The organism is Mycobacterium asiaticum (genome assembly GCF_001673635.1).
GTDB lineage: Bacteria > Actinomycetota > Actinomycetes > Mycobacteriales > Mycobacteriaceae > Mycobacterium > Mycobacterium asiaticum_C.
This window is the reverse complement of record NZ_LZMH01000005.1, coordinates 36,332-57,653: the sequence shown is the minus strand read 5'-3', so window position 1 is coordinate 57,653 and position 21,322 is coordinate 36,332. Positions and strand designations below refer to the sequence as shown.

16 protein-coding genes and 1 riboswitch are annotated in these 21,322 nt (G+C 66.5%); of the genes, 9 read left to right on the top strand and 7 right to left on the bottom strand.

Annotated elements, in window-relative coordinates:
- The first annotated feature begins 14 nt into the window (after positions 1-14).
- Complete coding sequence (locus A5645_RS01370; RefSeq protein ID WP_065128251.1) at positions 15-1,487, top strand: cobyric acid synthase; 1,473 nt, start codon at positions 15-17, stop codon at positions 1,485-1,487.
- 49 nt (positions 1,488-1,536) lie between these two features.
- The gene (locus tag A5645_RS01365) at positions 1,537-3,261 is read left to right on the top strand and encodes a DUF3556 domain-containing protein (protein WP_065128232.1); all 1,725 of its coding nucleotides are present in this window, start codon (positions 1,537-1,539) and stop codon (positions 3,259-3,261) included.
- A 78-nt stretch (positions 3,262-3,339) separates the two neighbouring features.
- Here A5645_RS01365 and metE read toward each other — a convergent pair whose 3' ends face one another.
- From metE to A5645_RS01330, 7 genes are all read right to left on the bottom strand, one after another.
- Positions 3,340-5,598: a 5-methyltetrahydropteroyltriglutamate--homocysteine S-methyltransferase gene (metE, locus tag A5645_RS01360; protein WP_065128231.1), complete on the bottom strand. Its 2,259-nt coding sequence runs from the start codon at positions 5,596-5,598 to the stop codon at positions 3,340-3,342.
- Positions 5,599-5,746: 148 nt separating this feature from the next.
- Positions 5,747-5,989: riboswitch (cobalamin riboswitch) on the bottom strand.
- A gap of 482 nt (positions 5,990-6,471) precedes the next feature.
- Positions 6,472-7,116 (bottom strand): SDR family oxidoreductase, encoded by a 645-nt coding sequence (locus tag A5645_RS01355; RefSeq protein ID WP_065128230.1) that lies wholly within the window; start codon positions 7,114-7,116, stop codon positions 6,472-6,474.
- A 51-nt stretch (positions 7,117-7,167) separates the two neighbouring features.
- Positions 7,168-8,433, bottom strand: a complete 1,266-nt coding sequence (locus tag A5645_RS01350; protein ID WP_065128229.1) for a TetR/AcrR family transcriptional regulator — start codon at positions 8,431-8,433, stop codon at positions 7,168-7,170.
- A gap of 130 nt (positions 8,434-8,563) precedes the next feature.
- A complete protein-coding gene (locus tag A5645_RS01345; RefSeq protein WP_065128228.1) occupies positions 8,564-9,211 on the bottom strand; it encodes a nitroreductase family protein in 648 nt (215 codons plus the stop codon).
- Between the two features lie 3 nt (positions 9,212-9,214).
- Complete coding sequence (locus tag A5645_RS01340) at positions 9,215-10,150, bottom strand: SDR family NAD(P)-dependent oxidoreductase (RefSeq protein ID WP_065128227.1); 936 nt, start codon at positions 10,148-10,150, stop codon at positions 9,215-9,217.
- Entirely contained in the window at positions 10,147-11,241 is a 1,095-nt protein-coding gene (locus tag A5645_RS01335) for an acyl-CoA dehydrogenase family protein (protein WP_065128226.1), read from the bottom strand. The genes A5645_RS01340 and A5645_RS01335 overlap by 4 nt, the downstream gene beginning before the upstream one ends.
- Positions 11,238-12,389, bottom strand: coding sequence for an acyl-CoA dehydrogenase family protein (locus A5645_RS01330; RefSeq protein WP_065128225.1), 1,152 nt, complete (start codon positions 12,387-12,389; stop codon positions 11,238-11,240). The genes A5645_RS01335 and A5645_RS01330 overlap by 4 nt, the downstream gene beginning before the upstream one ends.
- A gap of 133 nt (positions 12,390-12,522) precedes the next feature.
- Between A5645_RS01330 and A5645_RS01325 the strand changes: the two genes are divergently transcribed.
- The 7 genes from A5645_RS01325 to A5645_RS01295 all read left to right on the top strand — a co-directional run bounded on the left by A5645_RS01325 (position 12,523) and on the right by A5645_RS01295 (position 21,315).
- Positions 12,523-14,178 (top strand): nitric oxide reductase activation protein NorD, encoded by a 1,656-nt coding sequence (locus tag A5645_RS01325; protein WP_081288100.1) that lies wholly within the window; start codon positions 12,523-12,525, stop codon positions 14,176-14,178.
- A 114-nt stretch (positions 14,179-14,292) separates the two neighbouring features.
- Positions 14,293-15,138 carry a CbbQ/NirQ/NorQ/GpvN family protein gene (locus A5645_RS01320; protein WP_065128223.1) on the top strand — a complete coding sequence of 282 codons (846 nt, stop codon included), beginning with the start codon at positions 14,293-14,295 and terminating at the stop codon, positions 15,136-15,138.
- Between the two features lie 90 nt (positions 15,139-15,228).
- Entirely contained in the window at positions 15,229-16,347 is a 1,119-nt protein-coding gene (locus A5645_RS01315) for an ABC transporter substrate-binding protein (RefSeq protein WP_065128222.1), read from the top strand.
- A gap of 2 nt (positions 16,348-16,349) precedes the next feature.
- Positions 16,350-17,477 (top strand): spirocyclase AveC family protein, encoded by a 1,128-nt coding sequence (locus tag A5645_RS01310; protein WP_065128221.1) that lies wholly within the window; start codon positions 16,350-16,352, stop codon positions 17,475-17,477.
- The gene (locus A5645_RS01305) at positions 17,470-18,462 is read left to right on the top strand and encodes an SDR family NAD(P)-dependent oxidoreductase (protein WP_065128220.1); all 993 of its coding nucleotides are present in this window, start codon (positions 17,470-17,472) and stop codon (positions 18,460-18,462) included. The genes A5645_RS01310 and A5645_RS01305 overlap by 8 nt, the downstream gene beginning before the upstream one ends.
- A gap of 3 nt (positions 18,463-18,465) precedes the next feature.
- Entirely contained in the window at positions 18,466-19,683 is a 1,218-nt protein-coding gene (locus tag A5645_RS01300) for a cytochrome P450 (RefSeq protein ID WP_065128219.1), read from the top strand.
- A 144-nt stretch (positions 19,684-19,827) separates the two neighbouring features.
- Complete coding sequence (locus A5645_RS01295; protein WP_065128218.1) at positions 19,828-21,315, top strand: aldehyde dehydrogenase family protein; 1,488 nt, start codon at positions 19,828-19,830, stop codon at positions 21,313-21,315.
- Positions 21,316-21,322: the final 7 nt, after the last annotated feature.

Below are 21,322 nucleotides of genomic sequence, written 5' to 3'. Positions count from 1 at the left end.
GTGAGAACAACCTGATGTCGGGTCTGCTGGTGGCCGGCACGACCAGTGATGCCGGCAAGAGCACGGTGACTGCCGGGCTGTGCCGCGCTCTGGCCCGTCGCGGCGTGCGGGTGGCGCCGTTCAAAGCGCAGAACATGTCGAACAATTCGATGGTCTGCCCGGCTGCCGACGGTGCGGTGGTGGAAATCGGTCGGGCGCAATGGGTCCAGGCGCTCGCCGCGGAGGCGGCGCCCGAGGCGGCCATGAACCCCGTCCTGCTCAAGCCGGGTAGCGACCACCGCAGCCACGTCGTGCTGATGGGCCGTCCCTGGGGTGAGCTGGCGTCGTCGGACTGGCTGGACGCGCGGCGGCCGCTGGCCAAGGCCGCCCACGAAGCGTTCGACGATCTCGCCGAGCGGTACGACATCGTCATCGCCGAAGGTGCCGGCAGTCCCGCCGAAATCAATTTGCGCGCCGGTGACTACGTCAACATGGGTCTGGCCCGTCATGCGGGACTGCCGACCGTCGTCGTCGGCGACATCGATCGCGGCGGAGTTTTCGCGGCCTTCCTGGGCACCGTGGCGCTGTTGTCCGCCGAGGACCAGGCCCTTTTAGCGGGCTTCGTGGTCAACAAGTTCCGCGGTGACCTCGACCTGTTGGCGCCGGGTCTGCGGGATCTGGAGCGGCTGACCGGGCGGACCGTCTACGGCACCCTGCCCTGGCATCCCGACCTGTGGCTGGATTCCGAGGACGCCCTCGACCTGGCCGGGCGGCGCGCAACGGGCACGGGCGCCCGCCGGGTGGCCGTCGTGCGATTCCCCCGGATCAGCAACTTCACCGACATCGACGCACTGGGCCTAGAACCCGACCTCGACATCGTGTTCGCCTCCGACGCCCGTGCGCTGAGCGATGCCGACCTGGTGGTACTGCCCGGCACCCGCGCAACGATCGCGGACCTGGCCTGGTTGCGGGCCAGGGGCCTGGACCGCGCGGTGCGGGACCACGTCGCGGCGGGCAAACCGCTGCTGGGGATCTGCGGCGGTTTCCAGATGCTTGGCCGCGTCATCCGCGACGAGCACGGCGTCGAGGGAGCCGCGGGAGAGGTCGACGGGCTGGGTCTGCTCGACGTCGAGACCGCATTCGGCGTCGAAAAGGTGCTGCGGCTGCCGCGCGGCGATTGGCTGGGGGCGCCCGCCGCCGGGTACGAGATCCACCACGGCAGGGTCATCGTCGGCCCAAGTGCCGAAGAGTTCCTCGGCGGCCTGCGCGACGGCCGCGTATTCGGCACGATGTGGCACGGCGCGTTCGAAGGGGACGCGCTGCGGACGGCCTTCCTGCGCGAGACGCTGGGTGTCACGTCCGCAGCCAGCTTCGCTGCCGCGCGCGAACGCCGTCTCGACCTGCTCGGCGAGCTCGCCGAACGGCACCTCGACGTCGACGCCCTGCTGGATCTGGCCCGGCACGGCTGCCCGCGCGGGTTGCCGTTTCTGGCGCCGGGTGCGCCGTAATCGGCTACCGGAGCGCGCTCGCCTAGAACACGTTCTAATCTGTCAAACCATGGGATTCCTGAAGCCCCAGCTGCCGGAGATCGAGTTCGACGAGTGGAGCAAGGGCACCCGAAGCGAGAAGATCCGCCCGATGGCCCGGCACTGGGCCGAGGTGGGCTTCGGCACGCCGGTGGTGCTGCACCTGTTCTACGTGGTGAAGATCCTGCTGTACGTCCTGATTGCCTGGCTGATCGTGTTGAGCACCAAGGGTATTGACGGGTTCACCAATGTCCGGGCCTGGTACGCCGAGCCGATCGTGTTCCAGAAGGTCGTGCTCTACACGATGCTGTTCGAAGTGGTGGGGCTGGGCTGCGGCTTCGGGCCGCTCAACAACCGGTTCTTCCCGCCGATGGGCTCGATCCTGTACTGGCTGCGGTTCGGCACCATCCGGCTACCACCGTGGCCCGACCGCGTCCCGCTGACTTTTGGCACCAAACGTAAGCCCGCCGACGTCGCGCTCTACGCACTGCTGCTGATCCTGCTGGTGACCGCCCTGTTCACCGACGGCTCGGGCCCGATACCCGAGTTGGGCACCACGGTTGGGGTGCTGCCGACCTGGGAGATCGTGGCGATCCTGGTCGTGCTGGCCATGGCCGGCCTGCGCGACAAGGTGATCTTTTTGGCCGCGCGCGGCGAGGTCTACGGCACCCTGACCGTCACCTTCCTGTTCGGTGGCGTCGACATGATCGTCGCCGCCAAGCTGGTGTTCCTGGTGATCTGGGTGGGCGCGGCGACGTCGAAGCTCAACAAGCACTTCCCGTTCGTCATCTCGACGATGATGTCGAACAACCCGCTGATGCGACCGCGGTGGCTGAAGCGGCTGTTTTTCGAGAACTTCCCCGACGACCTGCGGCCCGGCCGTCTGTCCCGGATCGTCGCCCACCTCAGCACGTTGATCGAGATGTTCGTGCCGCTCGCGTTGTTCTTCGCGCCCGCCGGCTGGCCGCTGAAGGCGGCGGCGATCGTCATGGTGCTGTTCCACTTCGGGATCCTCTCGGCCATCCCGATGGGCGTCCCGCTGGAATGGAACGTGTTCATGATCTTCGGGGTGCTCAGCCTGTTCGTCGGCCATGCCGGCCTCCGGTTGGACGACGTGAAACATCCGGTGCCGGTGGCGGTCCTTTTCGCGGTTATCGCCGGCATCGTGATCGCGGGCAACATGTTTCCCCGCAAGATCTCGTTCCTGCCCGGCATGCGGTACTACGCGGGCAACTGGGACACCACCCTGTGGTGCATCAAGCCGTCGGCAAGCGACAAGATCTCCCGCGGCATCGTGGCGATCGCCAGTATGCCGCAAGCCCAGCTGGAACGGTTCTACGGCAGCCCGGAGGCCGCGCAGATCCCGCTTTACATGGGGTATGCGTTCCGCGGCTTCAACACTCACGGCCGGGCTCTGTTCACTTTGGCCCACCGGGCGATGGCCGGACAGAACGAGGACGACTACGTCATCACCGATGGTGAACGCATCTGCAGCACCGCCATCGGCTGGAACTTCGGGGACGGCCACATGCACAACGAGCAGCTGATCGCGGCGATGCAGCGGCGCTGCCGGTTCGAACCGGGCGAGGTGCGGGTGGTCCTGCTCGACGCCCAGCCGATCCACCGGCAGACCCAGCGGTACCGGCTCGTCGACGCCGCCACCGGGGAATTCGAACGCGGCTACGTGCGGGTGGCCGACATGGTGACCCGTCAGCCGTGGGACGACGACGTCCCCGTCCACGTGGAGACTGGTTAGGAATGCCCGCGAGCCGAACCGCACTGCGTGATTCCGGGCTGGAAACCGCAGCGCGGTTCGACTCGCGCGAACGTCGCGCTACTGCGCGCGCAGCTCCTGCGCCGCGGCGACCATGTTGCGCAGCGACGCTTTCACCTGCTCGACATTGCGGGTCTTCAGCCCGCAGTCCGGATTCACCCAAAGCCGCTCGGCGGGAACGGCTTTCAACGCGGCCCGCAACGAAGCGGCCATCTCCTGGGTGCCCGGGACCCGCGGCGAGTGGATGTCGTAGACGCCGGGGCCCACACTGTTGGAGAAGCCGGCGGCGTTGAGGTCGTCCAGCACCTCCATGTGCGACCGGGCCGCCTCGATGGACGTGACGTCGGCGTCCAAATCGGCGATCGCGCCGATCACCTCACCGAACTCCGAGTAGCACAAATGGGTGTGGATCTGGGTCGAGTCGTCGACGCCGGAGGTGGCCAACCGGAAAGACCCGACGGCCCAACGCAAATAGTCGTCCTGGTCGGCGCGGCGCAGCGGCAACAACTCCCGCAGGGCGGGCTCGTCGACCTGAATCACCGCGATCCCCGCGGCCTGCAGATCCACCGTCTCGTCGCGGATGGCCAGCGCGACCTGGTTGGCGGTGTCGGCCAGTGGCTGGTCATCCCGGACGAACGACCACGCCAGAATTGTGACCGGCCCGGTCAGCATGCCCTTGACCGGCTTGTCAGTCAGCGACTGCGCGTATTTGATCCACTCGACCGTCATCGGCGTAGGGCGGGCGACGTCGCCGTACAGGATCGGGGGCCGCACGCACCGGCTGCCGTAGGACTGCACCCAGCCGTTGTCGGTGGCGAAGAACCCCACCAGCTGTTCGGCGAAGTACTGCACCATGTCGTTGCGTTCCGGCTCACCGTGTACTAGCACGTCGATCCCGAGCTCTTCCTGCAACGCGATGACGTCGGCGATCTCCTGCTTCATCCGGCGCTCGTACTCGGCCTGGTCGATTTCACCCTTGCGCAGTGCCGCGCGGGCGACGCGGATCGCCGAAGTCTGCGGATAGGACCCGATCGTCGTGGTCGGCAGCACCGGCAGGTGCAGCCGTGCCTCCTGGCTAGCGCGCCGCTCGGCCGCGTCACCACGCTTGGTGCCGGACGCGACGATCGACTCGATCCGGGCCCGAACCTCGCTGTTGTGCAGCCGCGGGTCTTTGCGGCGGGAGTCGACGGCGGCGTTCGAGGCGGCGATCTCGTCGGCGACCGCGTCGCGCCCCTCACGCAGTCCACGGGCCAGCGCGACCACTTCGCGCACCTTTTCCGCGCCGAATGCCAGCCAGCTGCGCAGGTTGTCGTCCAGGTCGGTTTCGGGCTCCAGCGAGTAGGGCACGTGCAACGTCGAACACGATGTCGAAACCGCCACCGCGGCAGCCGAACCCGACAGCGTCGTCAGCTTGTCCAGGGCCGCTTCGATGTCGGTGCGCCAGATGTTGCGCCCGTCGACGATGCCCGCCACCAAAGTCTTGTCGGCCAACTCGGGCACCGGCGTTACCGCGCCGTAGACCAGGTCGACTCCGATCGCTTCTATGGGTGTGCGGGCCAGCCCGGCCAACGCGGCGCCGGGATCACCGAAGTAGGTGGCGACGTGGATGGCCGGCCGGTTGGCCACGGCTCCGAGCGCGTTGTAGACCGCCTCGGCCAGTGCGGGCGCGTCGGGGGAGATGTCGGTGACGAGTACCGGCTCGTCGAACTGCACCCAGTGCGCGCCGTTGTCAGCCAGCAGCGAAAGCAACTCGCCATAGATCGGCATCAGCTCCTCAAGCCGTTCGACCGGTGCCGCCGCGCCGTCCACCGCCTTGCTCAGCAGCAGGAAGGTGATCGGCCCGATGATTACCGGCCGTGCCGGAATCCCTTGCTCCAGAGCCTCTTTCAGCTCGGTAAGCACCTTGTCCGGATGCAGGGCGAACGTGGTCGACGGCCCGATCTCGGGCACCAGGTAGTGGTAGTTGGTGTCGAACCATTTCGTCATCTCAAGCGGGGCAACCTCGTCATTGCCCCGCGCCGCGGCAAAATAGCGGTCCAGCTCGTCGGAGATCTCATTGACCCGGGGCGGTAGAGCACCGAGCAGCACTGCGGTGTCAAGCATTTGGTCGTAGTAGGAGAAGGTGTTGATCGGCACCGAGTCCAGTCCCGCGGCGGCCAGGTCCGCCCAGCTGTCGCGGCGAAGCGTGGCGGCGACGGCTGCCAGGTCGGCGCGGCTGGTGCGTCCCGCCCAGTAGCCTTCGGTCGCGCGCTTGAGTTCGCGGCGCGGACCGATACGGGGGGAGCCGGTAATGGTGGCGGTGAATGGTGTGGCGTTCACGAGCTGGTTCGTCCTTCAGTTGACGGAGTGGACACCGCCCGCGGACGCGCAGCCTATCCGTTGGAGGTGCCGGACTGTCATCAGTCGCATACACCTCAACGGGTTCGGCCAAACGCCCATTCCACGAGGCGATGTGCCGCCGGACGCGGCGCGCCCGGCACAGCTGGCAGGTCTTCGGACTCGCAGGCACGCACCGGGTGGTGATTCCTACCGGCCGTCGCTTCCCAGTCGTAAATTTTCACGACCAGTGCGGTTGACGGCTTTCGTTCCTGCATACCGCTGCGGGACAGTCCCGGATTCTCACCGGGTTCCCTCTCACGAAGCGTGGTGCCTCGCTCGATGCCGGCGCCGCGGGATGCGGCGACAGCGGACCAGCTGCGCTGACCAAGTTACTCCGTCGCTGCTGAGGACAACGCGCCGCCATCGACGCCGGTTGTTGTTTGCCCCGGAGTCGCGGCCGGCGGTGTCGGGCCCCGTCGGGCGCCAACGTGATTCGATTAAATCTGGCACGCCAGGTCGTACCACGCGCCGAGCGGGAACGCATGTGCAGTTTGCACTGTGTATCTCGGGCGGGTTGTTAACAAGTGCACGGGCGACACCGGAGCAGCTGGCGACACGGTGGTCAACGGCGGCAACGGGGGCGATGGCGGGAACGGCGCAGACGGCCTCAACGACGGCGGCGCGGGCGGTCAGGGTGGAATCGGCGGCACCGGCGGTACCGGATTTATGGGTGGCGCCGGCGGCACTGGGGGAGACGGCGGTTTGTGCGGGTCAGCAGTTGCCGGCACCGCTGGAAACGGGGACCGGGGCGCCGACGGAAGCATTCTCCACCAGGCGGGCCTGGCGGTCCGGGTGGCAGCATTTGGAGGCGATTCAGTTCTTCGCCAACGCCTCCGCGATAGGCACATCGCCGTTGTTGAACTCGATCGTGCGGCCGATAGCTGCATCGTCGGCCACCACGGCGGCCGCCACCAGCGCGACGTCCTCGCGGGAAACCGAACCCTTCGCCTCGCCGATCGCGATCCGTCCGGTCGACGGCTCCATCGTCAACCGGCCCGGTCCGAGCACCGTCCAGTCGAGGCCGCTGGCCCGCAAGTGCTCGTCAGCGGCGGCTTTGGCCTCCGCATAGGCGAAGAACGAATCGTCCTTGGGGACACCGTGATTGGGGCCGGCGCCGAAGTAGGACACCATGACGAACCGCCGCACTCCCGCCCGTTCGGCGGCGTCGATCACCCGGATCGCGGCATCCCGGTCGACGGCATAGGTCCGGGCCGGGTTGCCGCCGCCGGCCCCGGCTGAGAAGACGACAACGTCATGCCCAGCCACCAGATCGGCCAGCTCATCGGTGCCGAGCTGCTCGATGTCGGCCGTCACCGGTTCGGCACCGGTGGCCGCGACGTCGGCGCTGTGATCGGGATTGCGGAACACCGAACTCACGCGGTCGCCGCGCTCGTGCAGGATCCGGGCCAGGTGCAGCGTGACCTTGCCGTGCCCGCCGATGATGATGATGTGTGCCATGCCGGTCACGCTACGCGCATCGCCGAACCGGCGTCCGGACCAGATCTTTGGTTACTGCTTGTCCCGAACCGCCACGCCCCGCAAGACCGTGTCGCGGGCCAGGAGCAACGACGTGCGGGTGCCGACCGCGCGCAGAATGTTCTCCGGTATCCACTGCATGCCGATGATGCACCGGGCCAGCATCGTCGTCGACGCCGCGTCGGTACGGATCTCGGTCGACCGAATTCCCTCGGCGAGAAGCGATTTCATTTGGCGCAGCCGCGTCGTGTAGGACCAGCCGGGGTTCACGGTGTCCCGAGGCGGCGATTGGCGCATCCAGGCCAGCTGAATCCTGAACTCGTCGGAGAACTGGTCCAACGCATTGACGTTAACCCAGCTGAGCGCATCCAGCTTCTCGACCGGCGTAGCTTCGGATCGCAGCACGTCGACCCAGCCGGCTTCGACCTTTTGACCGAACGAGCGCATGATCGAGGCCAGCAGTTCGTCTTTGGACCCGATCACCCGGTACACGGTTCCGGTGCCCAACCCGGCCGCCGACGCAATATCCCTGATCGTCGTGACTTCATATCCCTTGCGGCCGAACTCGGTTCGTGCCACTGCCCGCAGGTGCGCCGCCTTGTCGCTGGGGTCGGCCGCACTGTCGTCGGCCCAGCTTTGGATGACCTCGGCGGCGGCGGCGAATGCCGGGGACCGGTCCAGCGCGCGATCGGCAGGAGGCTGGGATGCCAGTCCCTGCAGAATGATTCGGCACATCAATCCGGCGACCTGGTCGGGGGAGGAGTTGTGCCGGATCACGTCGAGACCGACCTGCAGCATGGTCTGGCAGATACGGTCCGCCAGCGTGGGCAGGTCGATGTCGGACTTGATGTAACCGCTCCATCTGGCGGCGCGCAGTGTCTGCAGCATCGCCTCCAGGATCGCGACGGGGCGCTGCTGCGTCAGCTTCATCAGTTCGGGATCCGCGCTCGGTCCCTCGTAGAAAGACATCTGCAAGGCGGCGCGGTGTCGCACAGCGCAGTTGGCGATCGCCGAGCCCAGCTCGATGATCTGCTCGGCCGGCGGGCGTGAGTCCGGCTCGTCCAATTTCGCTTGGGCGTCTTGCCCTATCCGATCCAGGTCGGCCTGATACCGGTGAATGAGCTCGACCAGTATCGCTTCTTTGGATTCGAAGTGGTGGTAGAGGCTGCCCGGGAGAATGCCTGCCGCATCGGCGATTTCCTGCAGCGAAGTGCGCAGTCCCGACGACGCGATCAACGTTGCCGCGGTCTCGAGGATCTCGGTCCGCCGTGTCCGGGATTCGGTTGCGCTGTCGGTCATGGTCGGCTGGACTTGGTGAATCGCAGCGTCGGCACCATGCGAATCGCGTCCTCCTGCTGAACCAAATCTTTGTTAGAGATTACCAGAATCGCCGCGCCAAACGCGCTGCGTACGGCCCCGACGACCCATCCTAGCCGGGCGGAGCCGACCAGTGATCGACCGCGATCACCTCGTCGACGGGCAGGCGACGGGCGGGCCGGAACGTGGTCCCGGCGCGCAGGCGGCCGACGGGCAGCAGGCAGCCCTGCACGTAGTCCGCTGGGATACCGAGCAGTTCCGCGACGGCCGCCTCATGGTGCAGGTGCAGGGTGGTGATGCAGGTGCCGTACCCGCGGGTGTGCAGGGCCAACTGGAAGTTCCACACCGCGGGAAAGATCGAGCCGTACAGCGTCGCCAGATAGAACGACTCATCGCCGTCGATGCGGGGCAGGTAGGGCCGGTAGCAGGGAATCACCAGCACCGGAATCCGGGCCAGGTTCTCCACCAGCCACTCCGTCGACGACATCAGCCGGGTTTCCGGCGCGCCGGCCGGCATCATCTCGGCCAAGAATTGACCGCCTACGCGGCGCAGATACGCCTCCCGGTAGAACTGCGCGATTTCGCCCCGCAACGCCGGATCGGTCACCAACAGCCAGCGCCAGGTCTGCTGGTTGGACCCATTGGCGGCCTGCAGACCAATCCGCAGGCAGTCGCGGATCTCGTCGAAGTCGACCGGCGCGTCCAGGTCGAGCGACTTACGCGCCGAGCGAGTCGCGTTCAGCAGATACGGGATGTCCACGGATCAGACCCCGACGTCGACGCCACGTTGCGCGCAGACGCCAAAGACTTCCTCAAAGATGGAGCCCGGCACCGTGTACGGTTCGGTAGCGCTCACCTCGGACAGATGCGTCACGATGTCGTCGGCAGTCGGTGCATTGTCGGGTTCGGCCAGCCAGCCCTGGCCAAGGCCGACGAACACCCGCGCAAAGCGGCCCGCGCACGCGGAGAAGTTCTGGTGGCTCAATTCGCAGGCGCGGCTGGCCAAAAAGACCACCATCGGCACCACCAACTCGGGCTTGATCAGCTCCAGGAAACCGATGCGTTCCAGCGCTTCGGGGTCCCCGACGGTTTCGGTCACCATGCGCGAAAAGCCAAATGGTAGAACTGTGTTGGCGAGAATACCGTGTTCGGCGCCCTCGATCGCGATGACGTTGGTGAGCCCTACCAGGCCCGCCTTGGCGGCCGCGTAATGCGCTTCCCATGGCTGCCCGAACATTCCGCCCGAGGAGGAGATGAACACGAACCGGCCATAGCCCTGGGTCTTCATCACTCGATAGGCGGGCTGGCTCAGATAGAACCCGCCGTCGAGGTGCACGCTGAGCATCCGCCGCCAGTCGTCGGGGGACATTTCGTCGAAGGCGATGCTGTTGAAGATGCCGGCGTTGCTGATCACCGCGTCCAGCCGGCCGTAGTTGTCCAGGGCAACTTGGACGATCGCGACGCCGCCTTCGGGGCTGGCCACCGAGTCGTGGGATGCCACCGCCGCGCCGCCCGCGTTTTCGATTTCGGCGACCACCTGGTCGGCGACGGTTGTGTCAGCGCCCTCGCCGTGCATGGTTCCACCGAGATCATTGACGACGACCGACGCTCCGCGGCGAGCCAACTCGAGCGCATACAGCCGGCCGAGGCCGCGGCCCGCGCCGGTAACAATCGCAACCTGACCGGCAAAATCGATCATCGCGGTCCCTTCTTGGCAAGGCGCGCACCAACTTCGGCCAGATACGTGTCGGGTCCACCACCGAATGCGCTCCAGCCGAGCAGCCGCTTGAGGTAGAGGTGCGCATCGTGCTCCCAGGTGTATCCGATGCCGCCGAACACCTGGATGGCGGTGTCCCCCACGGCGGCCAACCGCCCAGCGAACGCCTTGGCCCGCACCGCAGACAAGTGGTGCTCCGTGGCATCGGCGGCATCGGCCGCCCACAACGCATGAATCACCCCGCTGCGGGCCAACTCCACCGTCTCGAACATGTCGACACACAGGTGCTGGACCGCTTGAAACGATCCGATGGCTTGGCCGAATTGCTTTCGCGCCTTTGCGTGTTCGATCGCCATGGTCATCACGGCACGCGCGGCGCCCAGCGCGTCGGCGGCCGTCGCGATCAGCACGTCGTCAGCCGTGGCCCGGATGGCGTTGGCCGACAGCGTGCCCAACCGCTGCGCGGACACGCCATCGAGCTCGACTCGAAATTGCTTGCGCGTCGGGTCAATCCCGCGTTCGAGTGTGACGGAGAGGCCGGAATCCGCGGTCTTGACGGCGAAAAACCCGGTGTCGTCGCGGTCCTGCGCCACGACGAGGATGGTGTCGGCGGCCGCCGCGTCGGGCACCAGGGCGATCTCACCCTTGAGCACGACGTGCGGCTCGCGCTCGATCGCTGCGACCGTGCCGGCATCCAGCACCGCGGCCGTCACTACGGAGGTTCCGGCTGCGATCTCGGCGAGGATCCTCGACGCCGCCTCACCGCCGAGCCGAGTCAACGTCCGTACTGCACCGACCGCCGTGGACAGCCATGGACCCGGGTACAGAGCTGCGCCGAGTTCCTCGGCGACAATGCCGGCGTCGACCATTGTCAGGCCGGCCCCCCCGGCTGCCTCCGGTGCCAGCAGGCCGGTCGCGCCCATGTCCGCCAGGCCGCGCCACACGGCCTCGGTGCTGCCGGTGGGCTCGTCGAGCAGTGCTCGCACGTGTCCGGAAACTGGCGTCCGCTCGGCCAAGAAGCGGCGCACCGTGTCACGCAGCGCCATCTGTTCCTCGGTGAGTTCGAGATTCATGAGCGCGGCAACCCCAGGACTCGTTGGGCGGTGATGTTCTTGTTGATCTGGCTGGTGCCGCCGGCGATGGTCAGCGACCGGGAGGTCAGCCGGTAATCAGCCCAGCGGCCGTGCACCCCTCGGGTGCCCAGCACGTCGAACGCCAGGGCGGCCAGATCCTGTCCGATCTCGCCCCACACCGTCTTCGCCAGGCTTGCCGAGCCGAGCGGGTCGCCGCCGTGCAAAGTCGCCGAGATCGCCCGCTGGCAAAGAACTTCCAGATACTTGATGCGCACCGATATCTCGCCGAGGCGGCGCAGGATCACCGGGTCATCCAGCGCGTCGCCGCCGTCGACCTCCGCGAAGTCGGCCACCAGTTCTTCCAGCCGTACCTGCAATTCAGCGTAAAGCCGGGCGGCGCCGGCACGCTCGTGGCTCAACGTCGTGGTGGCAACCCGCCAGCCGCCATTGAGGGGACCGAGCAGCGCATCGGCCGGCACCCGAACGTCATGGAAGAACACTTCGGCGAAATCTGTGTCACCGTTGAGCGTCGTCAGCGGGCGGGCCTCGATACCGGGCAGGCTCATGTCCACGATCAAACAGGAAATCCCCTTGTGCTTCGGAGCTTCCGGATCGGTGCGAACGTACAGCTGACACCAGTTCGCCTGGTGGCCCAGCGATGTCCAAATCTTCTGTCCGGAAACGACGAAGTGGTCACCGTCGCGCACCGCCTTGGTCCGCAGCGCGGCCAGATCGGAGCCGGCCTCTGGCTCGGACATCCCCTGGCACCAGATGTCGTCGGCGCGCATCATCCGGGGCAGCAACGTCGTCTTTTGCGACTCGGTGCCGTACTGCATGATCGCCGGAGCGATGTTGTTCATCCCGATGACGTTGAGCGGCAACGGCGCCCGTGCCCGGGTGGTCTCCTCGGTGTAGACGAGTTGCTCGAGTACCGTCGCCCCGCGGCCGCCGTACTCGCGTGGCCAGGACACCGCAGCCCAGCCCGCATCCGCCATGGTCGCGTTCCACGCGCGGAGCTTTTCGAAGACCGCGTCACTGCGGCCGGAGGGCCGGCGCGCGGCGATCAATTCCTCGGTGAGATTTTCGGACAGCCAGCCACGCAACTCGTCGCGGAACCGTTCCACTTCCGCGGGGTAGGAGAAATCCACGTTTGCTATTCGACCTCACGTGTTTGACTGCAGCCAAGCCGGACTCTACGTTGGAACAGATATTTGGTCAACAGAACTTCGGGGGTCGAACGTGGGAGACGGCGCTCCCGACGATCAGCTCCGCGGCTTGGGCATGCTCGCCTCGGCGCTCGCAGGCCGGGCGGTGGCGGTCGACCAGTTGCGCCCGGGTGACGCGCCCTGGACGGATGGTCAGACGATCTACCTCGACGTTGCCGCCGCGCCGCGGGCCCGGTTGGAGACCGTGGCTGTCCAGGCTTCCCTGATCGCGGCCGGCAGCCTGGATCCCGATGTGGTCCGCCCGCTGGTCCGGCACGCCCGGCTGGCCAGAAGGTACTTGGCGATCGAGGCCCACCGCGCGCTCGTCGCTAATAGCGGCCTGCTGCCGCCGTTTCTGACGAAGCTGGGCGATCGGGACATCGCCGGTCGCAGCGAGTCGCCCCTGGCGTCATTGCAGGTTGCCGAAGGGCGCGGGGCACTCGACGAGGTCCCGCCCGAGTTCGGGGTGATCCGCGCCGCCAAGGTGCTGGCCGCCTGCGCGCGAGTGAACAAGCAGCAAGATGAAGCGGACCCCCGGCACGTGCCGCGGAGTCAGGGCGCGGCAGAGCTTGCCGAGTTGGACGACGGTGAAGTCGACGACTCCGACGATCCAGACCTGTTCACCAGCCCAGTGGGCGGCGGTGGCTTCATCGGCAAGTGGTTCAAGAAGTTGTTCTCCTCCGCACGTAAGACCGGCAGTGGCGGCGGACCGCCCGGCGCGGATTCCCCGACCCATCGCACCAACGCGGGCAATCGCGGCTTGCACGCCGTCTCCTCACTGGCTGCGGTGTCGAGCGAGGACGTCAACGATCCGCAATCCCAACGTAGTTCCAGTGGCGTGAAGTATCCGGAGTGGGACGTGGCGCGGAAGAGTTATCGGCCCCAGTGGTGCACCGTGCAGGAGGTGGAGCCGAGGATCAAAGCATCGGCCACTCCTGGGATCGATGCCGCGATCGGCGTGCGGCGTCCGCTGTCGCGGCTCGGCATGGGTCTGCATCGTCGCCACCGTCAGGCGCAGGGTGACGACATCGACATCGACGCGGCGGTGGAGGCCCGCGTGGAGGTCCGGGCCGGATCGGTGCCCGACGAGGCGGTGTACCTCGACAGCTTGCGGCGCCGGCGCGACCTGTCGGTGCTGTTGCTCCTCGACGTTTCGGGGTCGGCCGCCGAACCGGGTACGGCGGGTCGCACCGTGCACGAACAGCAGCGGACGGCCGTTGCCAACCTGATGGTGGCCCTGCACGACCTCGGTGACCGAATTGCGCTGTACGCCTACTACTCTCAAGGCCGACGCGCGGTCAGCTTGGTGCCCGTCAAGCGGTTCGACGACCACCTCGACACCCGCGTCATGAGACGGTTGAACAGTCTGGAACCTGGCGCGTACTCGCGTCTCGGCGCGGCGATCAGGCACGGCTCGGCGGTGCTGGAAACGTGCGGCGGTACCTCCCGGCGGCTGTTGGTGGTGCTGTCTGACGGGTTGGCATATGACCACGGCTACGAGCGGCCCTATGGCGCCGCCGATGCGCGTCGTGCGCTGACCGAAGCCCGCCGGCGGGGGACCGGTTGCGTGTGCCTGACGATCGGCGCCGGAACCGACGTGGCTTCGTTGCGCCGGGTGTTCGGCAGCACCGCACATGCCACCGTCGCACGGCCGGATCAACTCGCCGGTGTCATCGGACCCCTGTTCAGATCGGCACTGCGCTCGGCGGAAGTCCGGCGTCGGGTGTCATGAGTAATGCCCTGTCCCAGAACACAGTTGGCCGGGTAGCGGTGCCGCGCGGTGCAGCGTCAGACTTGAAACAAAGATCTGTTCCGGATAGGCTCCGGGCACGGCAGAAGGGAAGTTATGGCCAACGAGTCCGGCATTGCCCAGCGGAACGGTGCGGCCACTGAGGTGGCGGAAATGGTGCGGCCCTATTACACGGCGGTCGGACGCGAAGAGGCGATCTTCAAGGCTGCCTACCGTCAAGGTCTGGCGCTGGTCCTCAAGGGTCCGACCGGCTGCGGTAAAACCCGCTTCGTCGAGGCCATGGCGCACGACCTGGGCCGGCCGCTGATCACCGTCGCCTGTCACGACGACCTCACCACGGCCGACCTGGTCGGGCGGTACCTGCTGCGTGGTGACGAGACGGTGTGGGTCGACGGCCCGTTGACCAGGGCGGTGCGCGAGGGTGCGATCTGCTATCTCGACGAAGTGGTGGAGGCCCGGCAGGACACCACCGTGGTGTTGCATCCGCTGGCGGACCACCGGCGGCAACTCCCGATTGAGCGACTCGGTGTGACGCTGGACGTTGCTCCCGGATTCGGCTTGGTGGTGTCGTACAACCCGGGCTATCAGAGCGTGCTCAAGGACCTCAAAGACTCCACCCGGCAGCGCATGGTCGCCATCGAATTCGGTTTTCCGGCACCCGAACTCGAGCAGGAGATCGTGGCCCACGAGGCGGGGGTGGACGGATCGACCGCGGCGGAGCTGGTGCGGTTCGGCCAAGCGATCCGGCGACTGGAGACAGGTGGCTTGCGCGAGGTCGCATCCACCCGGGTGCTCATCGCCGCGGGCCGGCTCGTCGCCGAGGGTCTGCCGATCGCCGAGGCGGCGCGGGCCGCGATTGCCGGACCGCTCACTGACGACGCCGCGGTGGGGCGGGCGCTCGACGAGATGGTCGATGTATACCTCGGCGCGGGACCACGATGATTGACGCTGCATATCGCCGCCGCTAGGGTGTGAACAAATATTAGGTCGAGCGGCTCAGCCAAGCAAGGTGCTCGTCCACCGGGAGGTCTGATGTCCTACGAAAGCACGGCAGAACCGATCAAGGTCGGCTACCTGATGGACTTCCGGCTTCCGCCCGGATTTCCGGAGGAGCTGTTCGCTTCGTTCACCCAGACTTTCGACCTGGTTTTCGAGGAGGCGTTGCAGCAGGGTGTGATGGACCGCCCCGTGCAGATGATCTACCGCGAAGTGGAGGGGCTGCCCAAGGGTTCGGTCAAGGCGGTGATCGACGCGTACGGCGAACTGGTCGACGAGGGCTGCCTGGTCGTGTTCGGGCCGAATATCACCGACAACTGCGTGCCGCTGCGTGAGGCGATCGAAGAGCGATTCAAGGTGCCGGCGATCAGCGTAACCGGCACCGACGACTGGCTGGGGGAGTGGACGTTCTCCTTTCCGCAGGGGTCGATGACCGACGAGCCGATCTTCATCGCCGATCTGGTGGCCAAACGCGGCCTCGCCGAGATTGGTGTTCTGGTGGAGCAGAGCCTGATCGGCGAGAGCTACCTGAAGAATCTGCGAAGCGCGTGCCGCCGCAAGGGCATTCGGATCGTCGCCGAGGTTTCCATCGCCCAGACCGCTCAAGACATCAATGGCGCCGTGCGAACGCTGCATGAGGCTAAGGCCGAGGCGATCGTGCACCTCGGCTTCGGTTTCGGCATCGTCTTCATCAACCCGGCACTTGAAGCGCTGGGCTGGGATCCGCCCCGGTTCACCACCACCGCGTGGCAGAACGCCTGGGTGAACCCGATCATGTGGAATGCGTTCATGGGCTGGACCGGTATCGATCAGTACGACGAGGCGAACCGGATCGGACAGGACTTCCTGGACACCTATGCCCAGAAATACAACGGCAGTCGCCCGGAGTACTGCGTGACGGTAGTCAACCGCGACGTCGCCGCCACCTTGGTGCGGGCGTTCAGCGACGCGCACCCGCTCAGCCCGCGCGGGGTCAAAGAGGCGTTGGAACGGGTGAAGATGCTGCCGGCCGCCTCGGGTGCGCCCGGCACCCGGGTGTCCTTCGGCAAGTGGACGCGGCGGGCGTGGATGGGCGCCGGCTATCTGGTGGCACGGACCTTGGATGCCGACGGCGTCAACTCGCACCTGGTTGATCGCTTCGGAGAGGACAGTTGACCATGAGTACCGACCAGACCTCGCTGCCTCCCGATACGGCGCAGGCCCCGGCGCCTCGTCAGATCAATTGGGGCCGTTGGATTGCCGGCGCCGCCCTGGCGGCGTTCGCGCTGATGTTCATCTCGGTGTGTCGCACCGCACTGGATCCGCGCGTGGCCAACCCGAATGTCGAGGGCCGACCCCGGCCGGTCAAGTTCATGTTCGGCCTGGACTACATCACCTTCCTCGACAGCGCCACTGCGGTCGCGCTGCTCGTCCTGCTGATCGTGTTCATCAGGGGCTGGCGCCGGAATCCGGGCAGCCCGGCGATGCTGATGTTCCTGTGCACCACGCTGATCGTATGGCAGGACCCGATCATGAACTGGGCGCCGTTCGCGGTGTACAACCCCGACCTGATCCACTGGCCGGAGTCCTGGCCGCTGGTGTCGCTGTCGCCGACGGTGGAGCCGTTCGTTGTATTCGGTTATGTCATGTTCTATTTCGGTCCTTATTTCCCCGCGGTCTGGCTACTGCGCAAGCAACAGGCGAAACGCGGCCCCGAGTCGTTCGTTTCGCGGCACCCGTTGATCAGCCTGGGCTTGATCACCATGGTGTTCGGCTTCGTCATGGACGCCTTCCTCGAGATCACGCTGACGCACTGGGGCATGTACATCTACTCGCAGGTGATCCCGTGGGGTTCGGTGTTCACTGGCACGACTTTCCAGTTCCCGCTGATCTGGGAGTCGTTCTCGGTGACGTTCGTGATGGTGCCGGCGGCAATCCTGGTCTACCGCGATGACACCGGAAAATCGGTGGCCGAGAAGCTGGCGGCGAAGGCCAAACTGTTCCCGAGCCGGCCGGTGCTGGGGACGTTCCTGGTCATGTTCGCCATCATCAACGTCTCGTACTTCGCGTACGGCGGCTGGTTCGCCGCCATCAAGACCAGCAAGTTGGCAACGTCGGTGGCCTGTCCGTGGCCCTACCCCGAGGCGAAAGTTTATGACCCGCAAGGGTTCTACGAGAAGGCGGGCGCCCAGGGGCCGTTCTCGGTGGGCATTTGGTCGACCTGGATGAGCGGGCAGCCCGACGGACGCCCGCACGTCGACCCGCCGCCACCGGGCCAAGGCCCCTGTGCGAGCAAGAATGGCTGAGCTCCGCACCGTCGTCATCACCGGCGCGTCCCGCGGACTCGGGTTCGCCTCGGCCGTTCGCCTTTACCGCGAAGGGTGGCGGGTCGTCGCGGCCATGCGTACCCCGGAGCCAGGTATTGCGTTGCTACGCCAAGCAACTGGCGCGATGGAGGACGACGACCGGCTGATCCCGGTCCAACTCGACCTGACCGATGCCGCGTCCATCGCCGCCGCGGCCAAGGCGATCGACGAAGCGGTGGGCGCACCGTATGCGCTCGTCCACAACGCGGGGATCTCCGCCGCGGGCATGGTGGAAGAGACCGATATGACGTTGTGGCAGAAGATGTTCACCACCAGCGTCTTGGGTCCGGTCGCCCTGACCCAGGCGCTGCTGCCCTCGATGCGTGCCGCCGGGCAGGGACGCATCGTGCTGGTCGCCAGCTCGGCCGGGGTGCGTGGTCAGCCGGGCACGGCGCCCTACTCGGCGGCCAAGGGAGCCATGGAGCGGTGGGGTGAATCGCTGGCGTGCGAGATCGCGCCCTTCGGTCTCGGTGTCACCGTCTTGGTGGCGGGCACCTATGACACCGAGATCATCACCGACGCGGGCACCATTGATGACCGTAACTTCGACGGCCCTTACGCGCGGCTGCACCACACCATGAACACCCGCGGGCGCTTCGCGGTCAGTTTCGCCCGGCCACCGGAGCGGTTCACCGACGGACTGGTCAAGGCGCTCCACGACCAGCGACCGTTCCGCCGCCGCGGAGTCGGTCTGGATGCATCGATGTTGTTGGCGCTCAACAGGGTTCTTCCCGCTTCCGGCATGCATCAGGTGTCCCGCATCGTGCTGGGCATACCGAGGCAGGGTTCGATGCGCGGCGGGGCCTATCCACTGACGGCTGCTCAACGAGGGATGGTTTTCGCCGCGCGCGTTCTTCCGCAGCCCGTACTGCAGCGTCTGGCTGCGCTGGCGGCGCGGCGCGGCAAGGCGAATGAAGGGGACTGATAAATGGAACAGCTATTCGACGATCTGGAGGACTTCGGCGCCTTCGACGACGCCATCTCCGGCGACGTTCGCGACCCGTACACCGAGTTGGCCCGGTTGCGTCGCGAGGAACCGGTGCAACGCCTGGAGACCTCGGGCGCCCTGCCGCACGAGGAGTCGTTGCCGATGTTCATCGTGTATCGCCACGAGGACATCCAGCAGATGCTGCGTGACAACGAGACCTTCTCGTCGGCGGCCGTCATCGCCGCGTTCGGCCCGGTGCTCGGCGAGCGTGTCATGCTCGGCATGGACGAACCGGTGCACGGTCGGCTGCGGTCACTGGTGTCGAAGGCCTTCTCGCAGAAGTCATTGGCGCGCTGGCAGGACGAGTTGGTCGGCCGGGTCGCCAACAGCCTGATCGACAAGTTCGCGCCGAATGGCAAAGCGGATCTGGTGAAGGAGTTCACCTTCGACTATCCCAGCCAGGTCATAGCGGGCCTGCTCGGCTTGCCGGAGCAGGACTACCCGCAATTCCAGCGCTGGTCGATCTCGTTGCTCAGCTGGCTGATGAACCCCGAACGGGGACTGGCGGCCGCCTCTGCGTTGTGCGAATACTTCGCACCCATTCTCGAGGCGCGCCGCGCCGAGCCGAAGGACGATCTGATCAGCGCGTTGGGCGCGGCCGAGATCGACGGCGAGAAGCTCGCCGACGAGGAGATCTTCTCGTTCCTGCGACTGCTGCTCCCGGCGGGTGTGGAGACGACCTATCGGTCGCTGGGCAGCCTGCTGCTGGCGCTGCTGTCCAATCCGGACCAGTTGGACTCGATCCGCGCCGATCGATCGCTGCTGCCGCAGGCGATCGAAGAAGGCGTGCGGTGGGAGTCGCCGCTGCTCACCATCACCCGGGTGGCGACCCGCGACACCGAGCTGGGTGGGGTGGCTATCCCGGCCGGCGCGACGGTGATGCCGATGCTGGGCGCGGCGAACCGTCAAGAGGACCGCTATCCCGACCCGGACAAGTTCGACATCCATCGGCAGGCCCGCGCGCACCTGGGTTGGGGACACGGCGTGCACGTCTGTCTGGGCATGCACCTGGCCCGACTGGAGATGCGCACCGCGATCAATCTGTTGCTCGATCGGCTGCCGAATCTACGGCTGGATCCCGACGTCGACGACCCACATGTTCGCGGTCAGGTGTTCCGGTCACCGACGTCGGTACCGGTTCTGTTCGACCCCCAGTAGGGAGTGTTTCGAAGTTGCAACTTGCCAATCGGCTAGTTTCCGGTAAGGCTCTCCGTAGGGGAGCCGTCGTGGGGATGGCATCCGTAGGCAATTTTTGGTCCCGGCGCCTCAACCAGCGCATCGTCGAAAGAGAGCTGAACAGATATGGCTGACACTGTAAAGGTCCGGTTCGAGCCGAAGATGATGATCGACGGCAAGCTCGTCGACGGCCAGGCCGGCACCTTCACCAATCTCAACCCGGCCACCGAGGAGCCGCTCGGTGAGGTGGCGGACGCGTCGAAAGAGGACATGCACCGGGCCATCGACGCCGCGCGTCGGGCCTTCGACGAGAGCGACTGGTCGACCAACCGCGAGTTGCGCAAGCGCTGTCTGCTGCAGTTGCACGACGCGATCGAGGAGGAGAAGGAGGAGCTGCGCGAGGAGCTGATTCTCGAGGTCGGTTCGCCGCGCGCGATCACCTTCGGCCCGCAACTGGATGCCCCGCTCGCCGACGGCTTGAAGTACCCGGCCCGGCTGATCGACGAGTACGCGTGGGAGACCGACCTCGGTGACCGGGTGATCAGCCTGACGGGTGCGAACACGTCGATCAAGGTGTGGCGGGAACCGGTGGGCGTGGTCGGCGCGATCGTGCCGTGGAACTTCCCGTTCGAGGTCACCGTGAACAAGCTCGGCCAGGCCCTGGGCACCGGCAACACCGTGGTGCTAAAGCCGGCCCCGAATACTCCGTTCAACGCCACCCGGCTGGGCCGGTTGATCGCCGAGAAGACCGACATCCCGCCGGGTGTGGTCAATGTCGTCACCGCTTCGGATCACTTTGTGGGCGAGGAGCTCACGTTGTCGCCGAAGGTCGACCTGATCTCGTTCACGGGCTCGACGGTGGTGGGGCAGCGGATCATGGAAAAGGGTGCCGCCACCATGAAGCGGCTGTTCCTGGAATTGGGCGGGAAATCGGCGACGATCGTTCTGGAAGACGCCGACTTCGGGCTGGCCTGCGCGATCGGGATCGCGCCGTGCATGCACGCCGGCCAGGGTTGCGCCAACCCGACCCGGATGCTGCTGCCGCGGTCGCGGTACGACGAGGGCGTCGCGATCCTCAAGAGCATCTACGAGAACGTCACCTGCGGCGACCCGCAGGACCCCGGAGCCCTTTGTGGTCCGGTCATTTCGGAGCGGCAGCGCGATCGGGTGATGGGTTATATCCGCAAGGGTGTCGAGGAGGGGGCGACGGCCCTGGTCGGCGGGCCGGACGCCGAAACCGGGTTTGACAAGGGATTCTTCGTCCGCCCAACGCTTTTCACCGATGTCGACAACTCGATGACGATTGCCCAGGAAGAGATCTTCGGGCCGGTGTTGTCGGTCATCCCGTTCGACGACGAGGAGGACGCGATCCGGATCGCCAACACCAGCAGGTACGGCCTGGCGGGCAACGTGATGTCGGGTTCGCTGGAACGCTCGCTGGCGGTGGCGCGGCGCATCCGGGCCGGCTTCATCGGCGTCAACGGTGGCGCTCCGTACGGTGCCGACACTCCCTTCGGCGGTTACAAGTACAGCGGGGTGGGGCGCCAGAACGGTGTGGCCGGCTTCGACCAGTACACCGAGGTCAAATCGGTGGGTTATCCCGTCGGCTCGTAAGACGCCG

What these genes read in the sequence shown, in the direction of transcription:
- A5645_RS01325 (WP_081288100.1), top strand. Translation starts at nt 12,523, where the DNA reads ATGCTCGCCTCGGCGCTCGCAGGCCGGGCGGTGGCGGTCGACCAGTTG.
- A5645_RS01350 (WP_065128229.1), bottom strand. Translation starts at nt 8,433, where the DNA reads ATGACCGACAGCGCAACCGAATCCCGGACACGGCGGACCGAGATCCTC.
- A5645_RS01295 (WP_065128218.1), top strand. Translation starts at nt 19,828, where the DNA reads ATGGCTGACACTGTAAAGGTCCGGTTCGAGCCGAAGATGATGATCGAC.
- A5645_RS01355 (WP_065128230.1), bottom strand. Translation starts at nt 7,116, where the DNA reads ATGGCACACATCATCATCATCGGCGGGCACGGCAAGGTCACGCTGCAC.
- A5645_RS01315 (WP_065128222.1), top strand. Translation starts at nt 15,229, where the DNA reads ATGTCCTACGAAAGCACGGCAGAACCGATCAAGGTCGGCTACCTGATG.
- A5645_RS01335 (WP_065128226.1), bottom strand. Translation starts at nt 11,241, where the DNA reads ATGAATCTCGAACTCACCGAGGAACAGATGGCGCTGCGTGACACGGTG.
- A5645_RS01305 (WP_065128220.1), top strand. Translation starts at nt 17,470, where the DNA reads ATGGCTGAGCTCCGCACCGTCGTCATCACCGGCGCGTCCCGCGGACTC.
- A5645_RS01370 (WP_065128251.1), top strand. Translation starts at nt 15, where the DNA reads ATGTCGGGTCTGCTGGTGGCCGGCACGACCAGTGATGCCGGCAAGAGC.
- A5645_RS01340 (WP_065128227.1), bottom strand. Translation starts at nt 10,150, where the DNA reads ATGATCGATTTTGCCGGTCAGGTTGCGATTGTTACCGGCGCGGGCCGC.
- A5645_RS01320 (WP_065128223.1), top strand. Translation starts at nt 14,293, where the DNA reads ATGGCCAACGAGTCCGGCATTGCCCAGCGGAACGGTGCGGCCACTGAG.
- A5645_RS01365 (WP_065128232.1), top strand. Translation starts at nt 1,537, where the DNA reads ATGGGATTCCTGAAGCCCCAGCTGCCGGAGATCGAGTTCGACGAGTGG.
- A5645_RS01310 (WP_065128221.1), top strand. Translation starts at nt 16,350, where the DNA reads ATGAGTACCGACCAGACCTCGCTGCCTCCCGATACGGCGCAGGCCCCG.
- A5645_RS01300 (WP_065128219.1), top strand. Translation starts at nt 18,466, where the DNA reads ATGGAACAGCTATTCGACGATCTGGAGGACTTCGGCGCCTTCGACGAC.